At 61.3% G+C, this 17,651-nt stretch carries 16 protein-coding genes and 4 pseudogenes; 8 read left to right on the forward strand and 12 right to left on the reverse strand.

Annotated elements, in window-relative coordinates:
* Positions 1–999 precede the first annotated feature (999 nt).
* Positions 1,000–1,388: pseudogene (locus tag AWB76_RS36485) on the forward strand (transposase); the annotation flags it as partial.
* A gap of 187 nt (positions 1,389–1,575) precedes the next feature.
* On the opposite strand, the pseudogene AWB76_RS39850 reads toward AWB76_RS36485, so the two are convergent.
* Positions 1,576–1,938: pseudogene (locus AWB76_RS39850) on the reverse strand (transposase); the annotation flags it as partial.
* On the opposite strand from AWB76_RS39850, the pseudogene AWB76_RS39855 reads away from it, so the two are divergent.
* Positions 1,931–2,121, forward strand: a pseudogene (locus tag AWB76_RS39855) (IS110 family transposase); the annotation flags it as partial. The pseudogenes AWB76_RS39850 and AWB76_RS39855 overlap by 8 nt on opposite strands.
* Positions 2,122–2,309: 188 nt before the next feature.
* On the opposite strand, the gene AWB76_RS41335 reads toward AWB76_RS39855, so the two are convergent.
* From AWB76_RS41335 to AWB76_RS41340, 6 genes are all read right to left on the reverse strand, one after another.
* Positions 2,310–2,504, reverse strand: a complete 195-nt coding sequence (locus AWB76_RS41335) for a hypothetical protein (RefSeq protein WP_157696300.1) — start codon at positions 2,502–2,504, stop codon at positions 2,310–2,312.
* Positions 2,505–2,565: 61 nt separating this feature from the next.
* Complete coding sequence (locus tag AWB76_RS36495; RefSeq protein WP_061164947.1) at positions 2,566–2,763, reverse strand: hypothetical protein; 198 nt, start codon at positions 2,761–2,763, stop codon at positions 2,566–2,568.
* Entirely contained in the window at positions 2,760–2,978 is a 219-nt protein-coding gene (locus AWB76_RS36500) for a hypothetical protein (RefSeq protein ID WP_157696301.1), read from the reverse strand. Before AWB76_RS36500 ends, AWB76_RS36495 begins: the two co-directional genes overlap by 4 nt.
* 84 nt (positions 2,979–3,062) lie before the next feature.
* Positions 3,063–3,572: a hypothetical protein gene (locus tag AWB76_RS36505; protein ID WP_061164949.1), complete on the reverse strand. Its 510-nt coding sequence runs from the start codon at positions 3,570–3,572 to the stop codon at positions 3,063–3,065.
* A 58-nt stretch (positions 3,573–3,630) separates the two neighbouring features.
* Positions 3,631–4,137, reverse strand: a complete 507-nt coding sequence (locus AWB76_RS36510) for a ferritin-like domain-containing protein (protein WP_008346696.1) — start codon at positions 4,135–4,137, stop codon at positions 3,631–3,633.
* Positions 4,138–4,331: 194 nt separating this feature from the next.
* Positions 4,332–4,511, reverse strand: a complete 180-nt coding sequence (locus tag AWB76_RS41340; RefSeq protein WP_157696302.1) for a hypothetical protein — start codon at positions 4,509–4,511, stop codon at positions 4,332–4,334.
* On the opposite strand from AWB76_RS41340, the gene AWB76_RS36515 reads away from it, so the two are divergent.
* The 4 genes from AWB76_RS36515 to AWB76_RS36530 all read left to right on the forward strand — a co-directional run bounded on the left by AWB76_RS36515 (position 4,510) and on the right by AWB76_RS36530 (position 7,474).
* Positions 4,510–4,881 carry a CidA/LrgA family protein gene (locus tag AWB76_RS36515; protein WP_061164973.1) on the forward strand — a complete coding sequence of 124 codons (372 nt, stop codon included), beginning with the start codon at positions 4,510–4,512 and terminating at the stop codon, positions 4,879–4,881. The genes AWB76_RS41340 and AWB76_RS36515 overlap by 2 nt on opposite strands.
* A complete protein-coding gene (locus tag AWB76_RS36520; RefSeq protein ID WP_008346692.1) occupies positions 4,878–5,612 on the forward strand; it encodes an LrgB family protein in 735 nt (244 codons plus the stop codon). The genes AWB76_RS36515 and AWB76_RS36520 overlap by 4 nt, the downstream gene beginning before the upstream one ends.
* A 102-nt stretch (positions 5,613–5,714) precedes the next feature.
* A complete protein-coding gene (locus AWB76_RS36525) occupies positions 5,715–6,821 on the forward strand; it encodes an NADH:flavin oxidoreductase/NADH oxidase (RefSeq protein WP_061164950.1) in 1,107 nt (368 codons plus the stop codon).
* A gap of 182 nt (positions 6,822–7,003) precedes the next feature.
* Positions 7,004–7,474, forward strand: coding sequence for a hypothetical protein (locus AWB76_RS36530; protein WP_061164951.1), 471 nt, complete (start codon positions 7,004–7,006; stop codon positions 7,472–7,474).
* A 114-nt stretch (positions 7,475–7,588) separates the two neighbouring features.
* On the opposite strand, the pseudogene AWB76_RS36535 reads toward AWB76_RS36530, so the two are convergent.
* From AWB76_RS36535 to AWB76_RS36560, 5 genes and pseudogenes are all read right to left on the reverse strand, one after another.
* Positions 7,589–8,111: pseudogene (locus tag AWB76_RS36535) on the reverse strand (IS630 family transposase); the annotation flags it as partial.
* A gap of 165 nt (positions 8,112–8,276) precedes the next feature.
* Positions 8,277–9,878 carry a cytochrome c gene (locus AWB76_RS36540; protein WP_244173648.1) on the reverse strand — a complete coding sequence of 534 codons (1,602 nt, stop codon included), beginning with the start codon at positions 9,876–9,878 and terminating at the stop codon, positions 8,277–8,279.
* A gap of 13 nt (positions 9,879–9,891) precedes the next feature.
* Positions 9,892–11,664 (reverse strand): GMC family oxidoreductase, encoded by a 1,773-nt coding sequence (locus AWB76_RS36545; protein WP_061164953.1) that lies wholly within the window; start codon positions 11,662–11,664, stop codon positions 9,892–9,894.
* Between the two features lie 52 nt (positions 11,665–11,716).
* Positions 11,717–12,424, reverse strand: a complete 708-nt coding sequence (locus AWB76_RS36550) for a gluconate 2-dehydrogenase subunit 3 family protein (protein ID WP_061164954.1) — start codon at positions 12,422–12,424, stop codon at positions 11,717–11,719.
* Between the two features lie 1,519 nt (positions 12,425–13,943).
* Positions 13,944–16,385, reverse strand: a complete 2,442-nt coding sequence (locus AWB76_RS36560; RefSeq protein WP_061164974.1) for a PAS domain S-box protein — start codon at positions 16,383–16,385, stop codon at positions 13,944–13,946.
* Between the two features lie 443 nt (positions 16,386–16,828).
* Here AWB76_RS36560 and AWB76_RS36565 point away from each other — a divergent pair, with 443 nt between their 5' ends.
* Together AWB76_RS36565 and AWB76_RS36570 are read left to right on the forward strand one after the other, a co-directional pair.
* Positions 16,829–17,080 carry a toxin-antitoxin system TumE family protein gene (locus tag AWB76_RS36565; RefSeq protein ID WP_244173650.1) on the forward strand — a complete coding sequence of 84 codons (252 nt, stop codon included), beginning with the start codon at positions 16,829–16,831 and terminating at the stop codon, positions 17,078–17,080.
* Position 17,081: 1 nt separating this feature from the next.
* Entirely contained in the window at positions 17,082–17,450 is a 369-nt protein-coding gene (locus AWB76_RS36570; RefSeq protein ID WP_061164956.1) for an HVO_A0114 family putative DNA-binding protein, read from the forward strand.
* Positions 17,451–17,651 lie beyond the last annotated feature (201 nt).

Genomic DNA, 17,651 nt, shown 5'->3' on the forward strand with positions numbered 1-17,651 from the left:
AGATCACCACATTATTTGCGCTGGGCAATTTATGGATGATGCGCAAGGCGCTACGCAAAGCGTAAAGGACACTGCAGGTTGAAGTCACTTCCGCACTCTGGTTGACGGCACAAAGCGTGGGCCGATCGCCGCTGTCGTTGACGGACTGAGCCGGATTAAGAATTGCCCCAACGCCTACATGTCTGCATCTGAAACCGTGTTCTGCAGAGCGTCCTTAAGGAGCGTTGGGGCAATAGGCTTGGGTAGTTACCGCTCCGCGCGCCTTTCAAACCCGATCAATCGTTTCCCGTTTCGGATAGGAGGGATAACCGCGATTTGGAAATCAAAGCCCGTAAGCCAGTTGGCCCCGAGCTCGGTCCCTCTCGGGTGACGATTCGCGGCAGCATGCGTTGACCACGCCCTCTTGAAATCGTTGCGCCCAATCTCGGCAACTGGAAACCGCACGGCATCGCACCGCCTGTCTGTGACAATCCGAATCACCTCAAGATGCTGTTGTTCGTGCTGCAGTACCCTGCCGTGTCGCACGCCTCTGTCTTCCGCATTACGGTCTTCTTCGGGATGACCTCGAAGTAGCAGTCGAAAGCTCCCTCCCAGGCAAATTCGTCACCTTGATCTTTGTCCAACGCCTGTTGTAGTGGCGCATGCTCGTGTCCGATGAGACTTCGAGGGTTCCGTTCAGAGGACTCCGAAGCGGCCCTTCACAACAAGACGTTATTGGCCGGATTCAGGCAGTACCACCGGTAATTCGCCCGCCGGAAACCGGCCATTCAGCGAGGGCGGACGAGCCCTTGAATATTCAATCGGATGGCGACCTCGACCGGCGGCTCGTGGCCGAACTGAGGCCTTGCCTTGCCGCCCGGACGTGTAGAAGCGGTGATCCGCCGGTGACAAAATTATTTCGCTTCTTCAAAACCCTTGTCGCACAAGGCTGGGCTAGCATTCGCGCGCATCTAGACCAGCAGTTGACAGATTTATTGTCGCAACGGAGACACATTTATTACGGTCTACGGAACAGCGGCTAACGTACACGACATCAATGAGCACTATCGTTGTTGCACGGCGAAGAAACAGATGTTTACGCGGACGCTGGATATCAGGGCATCGAAAAACGGGAGCGAACGGGCTCGGCTCGATGGCATGTTGCGATGCGACCCAGCAAGCGAAGACAACTGAACTTGAAGAACCGTGTCGATGCAATCTACGACAAAATCGAACGACTGAAGGCCGGCATTCGTGCGAAGGTCGAGCATCCTTTCCGAATCCTCAAGCGACAGTTTGGCTACCTGAAGACCCGATACCGGGGGCTGGCGAAGAATACCGCTCAGATCACTACGTTACTTGCGCTGGGCAATTTATGGATGATGCGCAAGGCGTTGCACAAAGCGTAAAGATGCCGCGCACGATTAACTCCGTGCCGGCTCTCGCTCCATTTTACGAACTGTGGGCCCTGGCGAGTCGGTCACCGACATTGCCAGACCGACGTGTCGCGACGAAAGTTCAGTCCGGACACACTGGTCGCATCCTGCCATCGTCCATCTGGACGCAGTCATTTTAAAGGGGTTGTGCAGAGGTTCCTTAACAAAATGACGTTCGCAGTTTTCGCCAGCATATGATGCAGCAAGCGATTTTCATGAAAGCTTCGTGGATAAACGCGAGCCGTTCGAAGCGGATGCGCAGTCGGCGGAAGTTGTGAAGCCACGAAATGGTCCGCTCTACGACCCAGCGTGTTTTACCCAATCCGCTGCCGTGAGGCTGGCCACGCCGAGCAATTTCCGTGGCGATCCCCGTGGCATGCAACGGACGCCGGTATTTGTCGTGGTCGTAGCCTCTGTCGCCTTGAACGACCCGAGGCTTCGATAGTGGTCTACCGGGCTTGCCGCTGATGGGCGGAATAGCCTCGACCAATGCTTGAAGTTGAGTAACGTCGTTGCGGTTGGCGGAGCGTTTGCCAGCAGTGCTGATCGACACCTTGCGTGAACAGTGGAACGGGGTTGCGGAATTGGACGAGCAGATTGCCCGCATCGAGCGTCGGTTGCGGGAATGGAAGAAGGATGACCGGTAAAGGCCATCAGCGAGATTCCTGGCGTGGGATTATTGACCGCGACAGCGGCGGTCGCTATCCGCCGCAACTTTTGCTGTGCGACGAGCAGACCGCTCGTCGCACAGTCCTCGCAAGATCTCTCCTGACAACGGCTTCAAAGGCGACTTAACCGCATCCAACCGACGGCAAAGCCGGCCGACCCCGGCGCGGGCGAAGCCGATCTGGCAATGCGCGGCGCGGCGCCGCCTCGCCAGTCGTACCTGTTCGCTTACTGGCTCGCACCCGCGGGTGCGTCGCTGGCGGCGGTCGCCGGGAAGCTGGCGGCAGCGGGTGCGGATGATCCTGCGCTATCGCTTGCCGCGGTGCTTCCGCCGCTCGTATTGCGGTTGCAGCCCGACGTAAAGCAGACGGACGCCGTCACTGCGGCGATCAACATGGCCCTGATCGTGATGGTTCGGTTCATGGCGTGCTCCTCATGGACTTATCGAGTCAAACGGCGCTGCGTTCGACCGGCAGCGCCGATGTCAGTCGGGTGACTTCAGGCGGTCGCCTTCGCTTTGCGCGCCCGGCGGTGTTCCCGGCTTCGTAGCGGGACCGGCGTCCGGCGCGCGATCCTCGTTGGGGCCGCGCGGCGCCGGCTCCTTCGGGTTCGCGGGGATGTTCTCGGTGTGTCCCGGCACCGGCTGCCCTTCGATATGCTGCGGCGTCTGTTCGTCGGTCATGATTGCCTCGTCGATGCCTGATGGTTGTCCGGCTTGGGATCGGGTTCCGCCGTGGTATCGGTGCCGCTCTTGCCATTGCTGCGGTTGGTGATCTCGTCGGTTTCGTCGAGGACGTCGTCGAGATCGTCGTCGGCATCCTCGTCGGGAGCCGACAACCATTGAAGCAGCGGCAGAGCTGTGTACTGCGATGCAGGCATGAAGAAGGGGGTCATCATGATCCCTCGATTGACTGAAGGTAGTGAGATCGAGCAAGCGCTATTCCATCAGCGTGACGAGCGCATGCATTGCCGACTCCGCACTCAGGCGCCGTTGCCATCGCTTCGCGCTGCGCCGCGCATCTCGTCCGCCGGACGCGGAAAGCCCGTGCGGTCAAGATAGAGCTGGGCGTAATGCTCCGAGCGTTCGCTGCGCTGTCGCGCCCGGTCATCGGACAGCGAAGTCACCGCGCGCGCATCGAGCGCGGTGACGCCCGCGACGTTGAGCAAGGCGCCGAGCGCACGCGTGTGCGCGCCTTGCCTGCGTTCGCGTGGCGCCGTCGCCACGGTCATCAGATCGAGCGCGTCGCCGCCGATGCGCGCCATCAGATACGGAGACGGATCGCGCGACGAAAGTATGCCGATGCCGCAGGCAATCTCTCTCAGCCCATACAGCCTGACGAGGCTAGGGCTGACGCGCAGGCCGGACATGCGTGCGACGGTACGGGGCGCAAGCAATTGGGCGGCTCCCAATGCGAGACTGAAGAATGCGAGTCCACGGGCAAGCGAGTGGCCCTTCGCTTGCTGGTTGTCGGCCGCGGGATACTGGCTCATGGTGTGTTCCGGCTAGATGACGACTGGATGACGAACATGTCGAAGCCTTCTGCAAGGCTTATTTCTTCGCTTCCTGACCGGATGCCGAGCGGTCCAGATATTCGGTCGAGATGGAAGGGATGTGTTCGAGCAGCCATTGCGCCATTGCCTGCTCCTGAGGCAGGATCCGTTCGCACGCGGCCCGGGTTTCGGCATCGCCGCAGCGCGTCGCTGCCGCAATCAGCGAGGTGTAGGACGCGATCTCCATGTTCTCGAATACATAGCTCATGATGGCGCCTTTCACGACTTCGTCGGTCATCGTCATGCCGCCCGCCGCTTGCGCGAAGGCCATCATCTTGGCGGCAAGATCCTTGACCGTCGATGTGCTGCCGCCGAGCCGCTCGATGCACGCGGCGACGATCTTCTGCTGGTCCAGCGTTTCTTCCAGATGCTGATCGATGCGCGCCTTCAGTTGCGGATAGTGCTCGAGGCGCCCGGACTGCGCGCGCAGCATTTGCTCGGCTTGCTGTTCCATCGCGTGCGCGTCGCGAAGCCAGTCGAGCAGGTGCTCGGTCGGTTGAGCCATGGTGTCTCCCGGATCGATGTGAACGGATGAGCGAAGCAATCGCGCTTCGCGCTGTCCGATGACTCGCAATCGTCATGCCGCGCATGTTCGTGGCATGACGACGAATAGTTAGGATGCCCTTCGTACTGTTGCGACATGAAAATAAAGCGCGATACTTTAAGCGCGCCTTGAATGGCGCGTTATCTTCCGTGGCTTCAGCCCGCCGTTTTCAGGCGGGCCTTTTTTTTGCACAAAGTCGCATCGAGCGGGGCAGATGGATCGACCAGCCCGTGCCCGATGTGCGGGCGAGTCACGCGCTTCCCGAGCATCTCGGGTACGCTTCGTCCGCTGCCGAAAGAAGGCATGAATATCGCACGCACCAGGAGTTTTCCCATGCTCGCCGCAATCGCTACGTTGCTCGTTTTCCAGTGTCTCGGAGAAGGGCTTTCCTATCTCTTCAGCCTGCCGGTGCCCGGCCCGGTCATCGGCATGCTTCTGCTCGCCGGATACTGCGCATTGCGTCCGGCCGCCGCGGCCACGCTCGAACCCACGGCGCTCGAACTGCTCCGGCACCTGTCTCTGCTGTTCGTGCCGGCGGGCGTCGGCATCATGGTGTCGGCGCATGCGCTGCGCGGCGACGTGCTTGCCGTCGTGCTCTCCGTTGCAGTCAGTACCACACTCGCGGTCGCCGTCACCGCGCTCGCCATGCGTGCGATGCTGCGCGGCCGCCGCCGCGTCGCCCATGAACACGGAGACCGCACATGATCCCGGTGCCGCACTTCGGAGCGATCTGGGTCTATCTGGCGGCCACGCCGCTGCTCGGCCTTACCATCACGCTGCTCGCGTACCTCATCGCGCAGCGCATCTACGCGGCGTGCCGCTTCAATCCGCTCGCCAATCCGGTGCTGATTTCGGTGGCCATCGTCGTCGTCGTGCTCAAGACGAGCGGCACGGCCTACGAAACGTATTTCGACGGCGCGCAGTTCGTGCATTTTCTGCTCGGGCCGGCCACGGTAGCGCTGGCGTTGCCGCTTTATCGGCAGTGGGCGAATCTGAAGCGGCTCGCGTGGCCGATTCTCGTGAGTCTCGCCGCCGGCTCGCTGACCGCGATCGTATCCGCCGTGTCCGTGGCGGCCTTGCTCGGGGCGTCGCGTCAGTCGATTGCATCGCTCGCGCCGAAGTCCGCGACGACGCCCATCGCGATGGCCGTGGCGAAGGAGATCGGCGGCGTGCCTTCGCTGACGGCGGTGCTCGTCATCACGACGGGCGTGTTCGGCGCCGTCACCGCGCGGGGTATCCTCAATGTGCTGCGCGTTTCCGACGTCGAGGCGCGCGGCTTCGCGCTCGGCGTGGCGTCGCATGGCATCGGCACGGCGCGCGCCTTTCAGGTAAGCGAAGAGATGGGCGCGTTCGCCGGCCTCGGCATGGGGCTGAACGGCGTGTTTACCGCGTTCGTCGTGCCTGTTCTGCTGCCTGTGTTGTCGAAGCTGCTGTGATCTCCGCGCGCCCGGCTTGAATGTCGCACGGAATAGCCATTGCTGGCGACGACGGCATGGGTCGCGCCCCTCGCGACGTCACAACCGCCAAGGAACTTGTCCATGTCACAGCCTGCACTGTTCCAACCTGCGCGCTTGCGCAATCTGACCCTCGCCAATCGCATCGTGATCGCGCCGATGTGCCAGTACTCCGCCGAAGACGGCTGCATGAACGACTGGCATCTGATTCATCTCGGTCAGCTCGCGCTGTCCGGCGCGGCCTTGCTCACCATCGAAGCAACGGCCGTGCTGCCGGAGGGACGCATCACGTATGCGGATGTCGGTCTCTGGAACGACGAAACCGAAGCGGCGCTGAAACGCACGCTCGACGGCATCCGGCGATGGTCGGACATTCCGGTCGCGATCCAGTTAAGTCACGCGGGACGCAAGGCATCGACCGATGTGCCGTGGGAAGGCGGCGCCCAGATTCCAGCCGATCACGCGCATGGCTGGCGGACCGAAGCGCCTTCGAGCGTCGCCTATGAGGACGGTGAAGCGCCGCCGGTCGCGCTCGATGCGGCCGGACTCGCGCGCATCCGCGATGCGTTCACGGCGGCCGCCACGCGCGCGGCGCGTCTCGGCATCGATCTCATTCAGATCCACGCGGCGCATGGCTACTTGCTGCATCAGTTCTTGTCGCCGTTGTCGAACCGGCGCGACGATGAATACGGCGGTTCGCTCGAGAACCGCATGCGTTTTCAGCTCGAAGTGTTCGACGCCGTGCGCGCCGCATTTCCCGCCGAGCGGCCGGTGACGATCCGCGTGTCCGGCACCGATTGGGTCGAAGGCGGCTGGGACATCGAGCAGACCGTCGCATTCGCCAAAGCGCTCGAAGCGCGCGGCTGCGATGCCGTTCACGTATCGAGCGGCGGGCTTCATCCGGCGCAGAAGATTCCGGTCGGGCCGAGCTATCAGGTGCCGCTCGCGCGCGCCGTGAAGCAGGCCGTCCGGATGCCGGTCATCGCGGTCGGGCTGATCACGGGCATCGAACAGGCGGAGGCCATCGTCGGAACCGGCGATGCCGACATGATCGCGCTCGCGCGCACGGCCCTGTACGACCCGCGCTGGCCGTGGCACGCCGCGGCGGAGCTGGGCGCACAGGTGCGCGCGCCGAAGCAGTATCTGCGCTCGCAGCCGCATCAGTACCGGCATCTCTTCGAAGAAGACTGATCGTGCGATGCGGTCGCCCGCTCGAAGGGAGCGACGCTTGCAAGCCGGTTCTCATGGCGGCGTTCGTTCGCCGCCTTTCTCGCCGGGCGCGAGCACGTTCGGCAACACCGGATTCTCGGGCTGCGTATAGCGCACCTGCACGAGACGGGTGATCGCAGCGAGGCTCTCTCGGCGGAATCCCGATGTTCGCGCTCGACGGCGGCGGTTTCGTCGGCGAGTTCGGCGTCGCCGATTACATCGCGGAACCATGTCGAATAGTCGCCGCGCCGCAGATGAAAGAGCCATGTGTCTTCATCGACGCCATCGGCCAGTTCGAGGAAAAGCGTGAGGTTGTGCGCGCGCAGCTTGAGCCGATTCTCCGGCCCGCGAAAGTAGAAACTGCGCTCGGGGATAAGCATGCCCGCCGCATATTTGCGCACATGACGGCGACGCTGCGTTTTGGCCGGCTCCACGCGAACGATGCGCGGATCGCCCCAGGCGTCGCCGCTGAGCGGCTCACGCCGCCAGACGAGCGCCTGACCGACTTCGGGCGCGTCCGATGGCCGGCGCGGCATCGCGATGCCCGCGGCGCGCGCGAACTCCTCGAGCGCTTCCCAGGGCCGGGACCTGCGCCGATGAACTTAGCTTCTTCCAGCATAACTAAGGACTGTTAATGGATGAGTTGCGTGCAAGAAGTTGATGCGCTTGAGCGACGTTGAACGTGTTGTGCGCCATTCAGAGCAAAAAATTTCGCTCGCGAGTCGCTGAAGCATCGCTAGTCCACTGCATCATTGAAATGGCACCGGACGAATTCGGCGCGATGGATCGTCGTACTTCCATAATCGGCTTCGGATTCTTGTTGTGCTCGCGGATATAGCGCATCAGCTTACGGTCCAAGTCCTTCACAGTGGTGAAGACGCCTCGCGCGATCACATCACGTTGGATGCGCGCGAACCAGTTTTCCACCTGATTCAACCAAGACGTGTACGTCGGTGTGTAATGCAACCGCACGTTGCGGTGTTGCTGCAGAAACTCCTGCACACGTGCGGTTTTGTGGCTCCTGACGTTGTCGCAGATCACATGAATTTCTTGCTTAGGCCGTTGGCTGGCGATCACGCCGGTGAGGAAGGCGACGAACTGCTCGCTGGTATGCCGTGGCGCGGTTTTGCCGATGACTTCCCCGGTCGCCGTGTTGAGCGCAGCGAACAGGCTCAGCGTGCCGTTACGTTTGTATTCGAAGCCATGGCTCTCGGCTCGGCCTGGCGACAGCGGCAACATCCGGTCCTTACGATCCAGGGCCTGAATGGCCGTCTAAAACTTGCTACAAGCTGGTGCGAGGAGCCTAGGACCAAGCAGCAGGCGAGTTGCGACGCATGGGAAATACGCGGATATTCGGTATGGTCGGGTACGAAGCCGAATCGAGTCAGCGCCCAGACTCCTGCGCATTGGGGCAACAGAGCGCAGGGCGCTTGCAGGTTACTCGCCGCTGCCTACGCCGCTTGCAACCGGCTGCGCGCTGTGGCCCGGTTCTGCACGCTTGAGCTCCCGCTGCATCGGCGCGGGAAAGCCCGCCGCTTCCACTGGCTCGGCGCTCTTGCGCATCTTGGTCACGTCGCTCGCGGTGGCAGGGCCGCCATGATTGCCCCAGCTTGTCTGGATGAACGTCACCACGCTCGCCACTTCTGCATCGCTCAGGAGTTTCGCGTAGGGTGCCATCGTCAGTGACGACGGCGCGACCTGCGTACCCGGCTGCGCGCTGCCCGCCAGCACGATATGAATCGCCGATGTCGGATTGCTGGTCTGCAGGATCGGATTCCCGGCAAGCGCCGGGAAGGCCTTGCCGTAACCGGTCCCGTTCGAGCGATGACAGGCCGCGCACCGGTCCATATAGATGCGCGCGCCTTCATCGGCCGGATGGCCGTGATAAAGCTGATCGGCGATCTTGACGTCGTATGCATACTTCGATGCGTTTGGCTTGTGCGGCTTTAGCGACTGGAGGTAGACGGCCATCGCTACGAGGTCGTCATCGGTCATGTACTGCAGGGAATCGACGATGACATCGTTCATAGCGCCGAATGCCGCCGTGCGCTCAGTGCGTCCTGTGCGCAGAAATTGCACGATTTCCTGGTTTGACCACGTCGCAAGGCCATCGGCGTGCTCATTGCGCAGCGACGGCGCGATCCATCCGTCGATGGCGCCGCCGCCCGACAGAAAGAGCGTGCCTTCACGATCGCTCAACGCCTTTTCCTGCAGGGTGATTGAGCGCGGGGTATGACACGCGCCGCAATGCCCGAGTCCTTCTACGAGATACGCGCCGCGCGCCATTTGCCGCGACATATGCTGCGCGGGAGCGAATGGCTGCGGATCGGGTGCGAACAGCGCGCGCCACGCTTTCAGCGGCCAGCGCATCGACAAGGGCCACGGAATGGCGTTTCCCCGGTTTGGCTGATGCGCCGCGGGAACACCCTTCAAAAGATAGGCGTAAAGGTCGCGAAGGTCGGTATCCGTGAGACGGGAATACGATGGATATGGCATCGCCGGATACACCACGTAACCTGACTTCACTTCGCCGCGACGCATGAGTTTGGCGAAGTCGGCGAAAGTCCAATTGCCGATGCCCGTCTCTTTATCCGGTGTAATGTTCGTCGAATAGATGGTGCCGAGCGGCGAGCCGATCGCTAGGCCGCCTGCGAACGGCACGCCATTTTTCGACGTATGGCACGCGATGCAGTCGCCTGCACGCGCGAGATACGCACCGCGGGCCACCTGTGCATCCACCGGATGGTCGTGCGCGGCGGCTGCGGCCACGCGCGCGTCGGGAGGCGGCAGGCCCGTGTCGCCGTGCCGCTTCGCGGTCCGTCCGATGAACACCTCGCCGATGCTTGCCGGCTGCGGTGATTCCGCACGCGCGCGCCGGTCGACCGACTCTCCGCTCGATGCGCCCTGTGGCGCTGTGGCCGACGCCTCGGTCGTCGGCGCCCGTGTTGTCGCCGGCATGGAAGCCGTATCGGCAAAAACCTGCTGTGCGATTAACGAAACCCCGGCCAGGGCCGCGATGGAAGCAAGACGTGCATTCATGGTCCGCGCTCCTTCAGGCCAGCGCCCGGGGATCGCGCAGATACTGCTCGCGGATCGCTTTCGCACACCAGTAGGCGAGGGCGCACGCTGTGCCCGTCGGGTTATAGCCGATGCCAACAGGAAACACCCCTGATCCCACCGCGAACACGTTGTGGACGTCCCAGCTCTGCAGATAGCGGTTCAGCACGCTTGTCGACGGGTCGGTCCCCATCGCCACGCCGCCGGCCCAGTGCGTCGTCTGATACGGGCGCAGATCGAAGTGATCGCCGAAGTTCTTGAGCGACACGTTGATCGACTTGGGCCCCATTGCTCGGGCAACCTTCAGCATCTGGTCGGTGACATAGCGGCTCATTCTAATGTCGTTGTCCTTCCAGTCGAACGTGAAGCGCAGAAGCGGCAGGTCCCAGGCGTCTTTGTAGGTAGGATCAAGGTCGACGTAGACGTCGCGATAGACCATGTTGGCGCCGTGTACATCGAACGAGGCGAAGTTGAGATAGTTCTCTTTCACCGCCGCCTTCCATTGCGCGCCCCACCTCGGCGTGCCTCGCGGCGTTGGAATGCCCGAAATGGGCTTGGTACCGGCCGGATTGCACCACACCGGCGCACCGCCCACGAAACTGAGCGGACCGTGATCAAAGTGGTCGCCGTTGAAGTCGTCGACTGCGACACCGTTGCCCCCTGCGCCGATGAACATGTTTGTGTTCTTGCCGGGACCGAAGAACATCTGCACCGTGGACATGGTTTGATAGGCGATGTTTCGGCCCACCGCGCCCTTGTTCGCGACAGGGTCATACGGCGTGCCCACGCCGGATAAAAGGAACAGTCGCGCGTTGTTGTAGGCGAAGGTGCTGGCAATGACGATATTCGCCGGCTGATGCACAGTGTTGCCGTGTTCATCCACATAGGTCACACCGGTCGCGCGCTTCTTCGTGCTGTCCAGATCGATACGCGTCACCATGCAGCGCGAACGCAACTCAAAGCGCGGCTCCCGTCGCAGCGCAGGCAGGATATTCACGTTCGGCGACGCCTTCGAATAGTTGTAGCATGCGTACCCAGAGCAGAATCCGCAGAAGGTGCACGGACCCATCTGGCAGCCGTACGGATTCGTGTAGGGTTGCGACGCATTTGCCGATGGTTCCGAAAACGGGTGAAACCCGACGTCGCGAGCAGCGAGCTTGAAAAGATGCGCCGTGTAATGGTCCGCCTGCGGCGGCAGCGGGTAGTCCGAGGAGCGGTTTGCCTCGAAATAGTTGCCTTCGCCCGTGGTCTGACCGTTGATGCGGTAAGCGCGGCCCGATGTGCCCATGACCTTCTCGACGAAGTCAAAATGCGGTTCGAGTTCGTCGTAGCTCACCCCCCAATCCTGGATCGTCATCTCCGCGGGAATGAACTGCTTGCCGTAGCGTTCCTCATAATGGCTGCGGATGCGAAGTTCTTCCGGCAGCACTCGCCATTGCTGCCCCGACCAATGCAGTCCCGCACCGCCCACGCCTTCGCCTGGCTTGAAGGCGCCGATCTGCCGGTATGGAAGCGCCGTGTCGCCGGCCTTATGCCGGAACGTGAACGACGAAGCCGACATATTCTGGAACAGCTTCCAACGCTGTAAATATGTGAGCTCGTCGATAGTGTTGGGATACGCGCCGTCAGGGTAGGTATCGCGATACGCGCCGCGTTCAAGCGCAACGACGTGCAGTCCCGCTTCGGTCAGTTCCTTGGCCAGGATTGCGCCGGTCCAGCCAAAACCGACGATCGCTACGTCGACCTCGGGCAAGTTCGTGTTCGCCATCTGCTATTTGCTCCAGACATAGTGTGAGCGTCGTACCGGTTGGACACACGAATTACCGTCGCGAAACGGGCGGCAACGGATATTTCGCGCCGTACTGGCGCACCCAGTCCATATAATCCGCGCGCGCGCCGGGAAAGCCGATCATTTCCCACGCAGCCATGTTGCGATTGCCGCCATGCACGGGATCGCAAAAATAGCCTTCGTAGGTGTTCTGCAGAAGCAGTCCGAAGAACACGCCCGAATGCACCTTTCCGATGTCGAGCTCGTTACTCTCCATCTGCCGCAACAGCGCATCGCGGCGGGCGGCATCGAGCGATTTTGGAAGCTTGTCGTTATGCGCGCGCTTTGTGGCATCGTCGACGCCGGACAGAGCGATGCGATAGAGATCGCGCGGCGCGTACGGCTGTTGGTATCCGAAAAGCGGATCGGCGTCCGGCGCGAACGGGCCTTGCATGTACCAGAGATGGCCATGCCCCCACGGCTGATCCATCTGCATGTCGATGAATTGGGGCACGCCGGCTTGCAGTGCGCCGGGCCCGGTTCCATCTGCTGGGATTAGGCGGTCGACAAGCGCGGTGAGTGTGTCCCATTCTGCCGCGTTGAAGTAGCGCGGACGATAGGACTTCGCGGACTCTTCGTCCGCCTGCACGGACAAATCGCCGCCGACCAGTGCTGCGACGCCACCTACAGCGGCGGGTGCCGATCCCGCGACGACGCGAATGAACGCACGTCGTCCCGGCGTAATACCGATCTTCTTCACGGAAGAGTCCTCGAAGTAGTACTCAACAATCAAAGCACACGGTGCCTCGTGCGGGAATCGCTGGGCAGCGTCCGTATCGGGCGGCTTTTCGATGCGCCATCCGTCGACGAAGTCGGCCGGTCGGGTCACGGTCGGTGCCCGAGGTACGACGCGATACATTGCCGGTGTACTGGTCGGAATCGCCGCGCCGATGGCGCGCTGCCGTCATGCACGGGATTACGATTGACCGACCCTGCCTTTCATTCCGATAAGCGCGGGCCTACAGCTAACGAGGGCTGCAGGCAATTGCGTTCGCGGAACTCAACCTGCGAAATAGCGTTTCCGCAAAAGTGGCGCAGAGTGGAATGGCCGCGGAAAGGCACCGAGATGGCTTGCCGGTGCGATTGACGGGAAGAAGTTCTCGAATGATGGTACTGCGGCCACAGCTTCTGGTGGCAAGGAAAGTGCGCCGAGGGCAGTCGCGGCTAAGTATGCACGGAAGAAGAACGGTGTCCCCCAAGAAGGGCACAGCGAACAATGCTTCGGCGACGCCCGCAAAGACTGCTACCGGCAAGCACTCCACCGCGGAAAAACTCGACGTTCGTAGCGAAGAATAAGTCGAAACGGCGGGCGAGATGGGTACCGCGAAGAATGCGGCGGCGAAGAAGTCCGGCGGCAAAGCGACAGCGGGAATGACGGCGGGCTCGACGAATCTGCTGCCTGCCACGAGCACAAGCGAAGTCGACACCGTCACTTCGGCTTTAAGGCAGTTGGGTATAGGATGAGCGCCCCGCCATGCGCATGGAGGCGGAAGCAATCGACGCTCGTCGCGCGTTCCGCTAGCCGACGATGTTTGCGTGGTCGGCGGTTCATGTCACGAAAGATAAATGTGTTGTCGGAAGTAACGCCGCGTAAAGTCCCCGACACAACGAAGAACGACAACTGCTTGTGAAGATCGCGGTCAGACCGGCAGTGCGCAATTTTTCCCCGCTTTGAGCCGATTTACTGGCTCAGGTGTTCATTGAGTGGCGAGAGGCATCCGCGGGCTGTGGCATCTGCAGATGTTCTTCAAACGGGACGGCAAGACGCGGCCACAATTACGATGCTAGTAACGGCTAAGGTTTACAGAGCGGGGGCACTCGTCTTCGCAATTGGATTGTTTCTATGTATCGATCGGCTGTACCAGCTCGCTGAGTCCCGTCCATACCAGTTTGTCCTGCTATGGCTGCTTATGCAGGGCTGCGCTGCTGCGTCGCTATCGTCCTTCGTGCCGCTAAAGCCACGTCGTGACCTTGAGCGAAGGTTGTTTGCCGCAGTCCTCATCGGTGGATTCATGGGTGGCGTAACGCTGCCGAAGGTCATCGCCGCCATCGGCTTGGACGGGCTGCAGCTACCAGCCTGGTTTGACGAAATCCCATATCCGGCTATTCTAGTCACCGGTCTCTCGCAGGCTATCATTGCCGCAGCACTTGAGGCTGCAATTTGGGGCCTCGCGTACGTCGTACCACCGGCACGCACATTTCGACAACGCTAGGGAAAACTAAGCTTTTTCGGCTGAGTCGTGGATCCTGTCATCTTCACCGCTGCCGGCTTTCCGCTTTGCCTGACGGTTACTGGCGGACTGCAGCGTATCTTGCAACTGCGCAAGCGAATATGGCTTGCGCAGCGCCGACCAGTTGACCTGCCGGGTCTCTTCCTCCGGCAGCGTGTTTCCGGAAGCAAAAATGACCTCAAGGTCTGGTTGCATGGCCGTGGCACGGCGCGCCAGTTCCAGCCCGGACATGTCGGACATGACGACGTCTGTCAGAAGAACGTCAATGTCGCCCGCTTCGAGAATGTCGAGCGCCGCGGCGGCCTTTTCCGCGCGCCTCGCGCCGATTCCTAGGAGCAGGAGCAGTTCACAGAGCGCGTCGAGCGACGCGGGGTCATCGTCCACCGCAAGGACGCGCAATTCTTTGGGGCGCCGGACCGAAATATTCGGGTCATCTCGGGATTCGGCCATTGGTTGTTCGATCGCCTTGCTATCGATATCGCTATCGCTGTCGCCGAGGACTTGCCGCACCTTCGTCGCGAGCTGCTGACGGCTGTACGGTTTGCTGAGCAGTTCAACGCCCGGGTCCAGCCGGCCGCCGTGGACGATAGCATTCTGTGTGTACCCTGAAGTGAAGAGCACTTTGAGTCCGGGGAGCATCTGGGTGGCTTGCCTTGCCATGTCGGGGCTACGCAACGACCCCGGCATGACCACGTCCGTGAATAACAGATCGATGTGCACGCCGCTCGCGACGACGGCCAGTGCCCGCTCGGCGTCATTGGCCTTCAACACAGCGTACCCCAAACCGGTAAGAAGCTCGACAACCGTCGATTGGACCTGCGGATCATCCTCCACCACGAGAATGGTCTCTTCGCCGTGCTTCACGCTGCCCCTCGTGCGCGGCGCGAATTCGACTGCCGTGCCGGTTGAGCGAGGTAAATAGATCCTGACAGTTGTTCCTTCGCCGATCTCACTGTAGAGCTTGATGTGTCCGTCGCTCTGCCTGACAAACCCATACGCCATGCTCAGTCCAAGGCCAGTACCTTCGCCTTCCGGTTTCGTGCTGAAGAACGGATCGAAAGCGCGCTCCATCACTTCTCGGCTCATGCCGGTCCCCGTGTCTGTGACAGCCAGCATGACATACTGTCCGGCCTTGACGTCAGGTACCGTCGAGACGTATTCGTCATCCAGCGTCGCGTTGGCGAGTTCGAGTGTGAGCTTGCCGCCATCCGGCATTGCATCGCGTGCATTGATCGCCAGGTTTAGAACCACGTTTTCCAGCTGATGCGGATCGACGAGGATGTTCCAGAGACCGCCCGCGACAACAGACTCGATTTCAATCGTCTCGCCCAGCGCCCGGCGCAACAGGTCGTCTAGTACGCGAAGCTGGCGTGCGGGATTAATGACCAGGGGCGCCAGTGGTTGCTGACGTCCGTAGGCGAGCAGCTGCGAGGCTAGTTTCGCGCCGCGATCCACGGCGTCGATCGCCTTGCCCAAGCGCTCGGCGCTCCAGTTGTCCCGTCCGTACCTGCTTTCGAGCAGTTCCAAGTTTCCGCGGAGCACCTGCAGGACATTGTTGAAATCGTGTGCCACCCCGCCGGTCAGCTTCCCCAACGCCTCCATTTTCTGCGCCTGGAACAGAGCGCGCTGCGTTTGCTCAAGTAGTTCCGAGGCACGCCGACGTTCGGTGATGTCCCGGGTGACCTTCGCAAAACCGACGAGCTCACCGTTTTCGCGGATCGCATCAATGACGACGTGTGCAAAGAAGCGGCTGCCATCCTGGCGCACGCGCCAACCTTCTGCCTCGAATCGGCCTTCGCGTCTTGCCGTTTCCAGCCCGCGAAACGGCACCCCGGCGGCGACGTCCTCTGGCGTGTAAAACCTGGAAAAGTGCGAGCCCACAACCTCGCTTTCGCTATATCCCTTGATCCGCCGGGCGCCGGAGTTCCAGCTTGTGACCCGGCCGTCGGGCGACAGCATGAAGATGGCATAGTCGATGACACCCTGAACCAGCAGGCGAAAGCTGCGCTCGCTTTGCAGCACAGCGTCGTGAGCCGCCTTTTTGTCACTGACGTCCTGAACGACCTTTCCAAAGCCCAGAAGGTGACCAGCGCTATCACGAAGTGCTGTCATGACTACATTGGCCCAGAACCTCGTGCCGTCCTTTCGCAGACGCCATCCTTCACTAACATAGCGCCCTGAACTGGCAGCAGCTTTGAGTGCGGCGTCGGGCGCGCCCGCGGCCCGTTCGATCTCCGTGTAAAACAGGGAGAACGGCTGCCCTATGATTTCATCAGCCCTGTACCCTTGGATACGCTCGCCCCCTGGGTTCCACGTCACGACGACGCCGTCAGGCGAAAGGGCGAAAATGGAATAGTCGTCAGTGGACGCGGCCCACAGTTGAAGCCAGACAGCGCTGAAGCTGGCGGCGGGTGACGTGTCGTCATTCATAGCGAACAGTGTACGGATGCCGGCTAGACAAAAGTTAGTCGTTTCCGCAATTTTTATGCCGGGGAGGGTGCACGCTTTTCGCTTAGCCACGCAGTCTTCAGTTTCCATGGCACGTAACATCAATCGCCGGAAGGTCGGTCCGGCGCGGTCGCTAGATGCCAATCTGGATGGCGCTTACAGATGTAAGCATGGGCAGCTTCTCGGACCGGCCCCTATGATGCCTAGCCCTTCCATCAAGCCGACGCCTAAGCGCCCAGCTTTGCCGCGCTCAGTCGCCACTCATGTCAAACGCGGATTTGAATTATCTTATCAGACTGTGATAACATAAAGCATGACCGATCATGACCACAGCTTGGACGCGCTTTTGTCTCTGGACGGGGAGCGCTTTGCCATCGATGGCAGCGAAACACGTTGGGTCAAGTTTGAGGTCAAGAGAATGCGACGTGACGCCGGAGCGCCCGCATGGACTTAGATATTCGCTAACGCTCCATGCCGAGGACGGCGCCCGCCTGCTGGGTTTCGACAATGCGCACGGGATCACGGAAGGCTCCGGACCGGGAGCCCGAACGCGGATCGAGTACGACCACAAGCACAAGGGCGAAAGAGTTCGATTCTACGACTATGAGGACGCCGGCAAGCTGACGGAAGATTTCTGGGCGGAAGCTGAAACGATCTTGCAGAAAAGGAGTAGCTGATATGACTGCAGATACCAAGATCCTGAAAGTTGGTATTGCCTCGCGCGACGAATACAAGGCCCGGACCATCGCCATCGCGAAGGGCCAATACAAGCCCGCGCCCGATGAACCGAAAGTCTGGTTCCAGTCGCTCGAGACGCTGGCCAAGGTGCTGTCCGAAAGCAACCGGGAATTGCTCGCGACGATCGCTGAGACAAACCCGGGCTCCTTGGACGAGCTGGCCGCGAAGACCGGTCGCGCGGTGTCCAACCTCTCGCGTACCCTTCGGACCATGGAGGGTTACGGCCTGGTGCATTTCGAGCCGGGTCCGCATCGAAGACTTGCGCCCCGCGTCGACTATTCAGGCGTCGAGCTGGCTGTCTCGTTTTAGCGACCGGTGAAACGGGTCCCAGGGTGCCTTTTCACGCAACTACGGCCGCAGCCCGACATCGAACAGCAATCTAGCCAGCCGGGCCGATGCAGAGTACGTCGGTATCATCTTCAGGCCGGGTTCCGACGAGACTCCCCAAACGCTCGACGAACGACACGCGGTCTAACCTGCCGAATTCCTCACATTTTGCTGTGAGGGAGC

The sequence above is a fragment of the Caballeronia temeraria genome (assembly GCF_001544795.2).
Classification (GTDB): Bacteria; Pseudomonadota; Gammaproteobacteria; order Burkholderiales; family Burkholderiaceae; genus Caballeronia; species Caballeronia temeraria.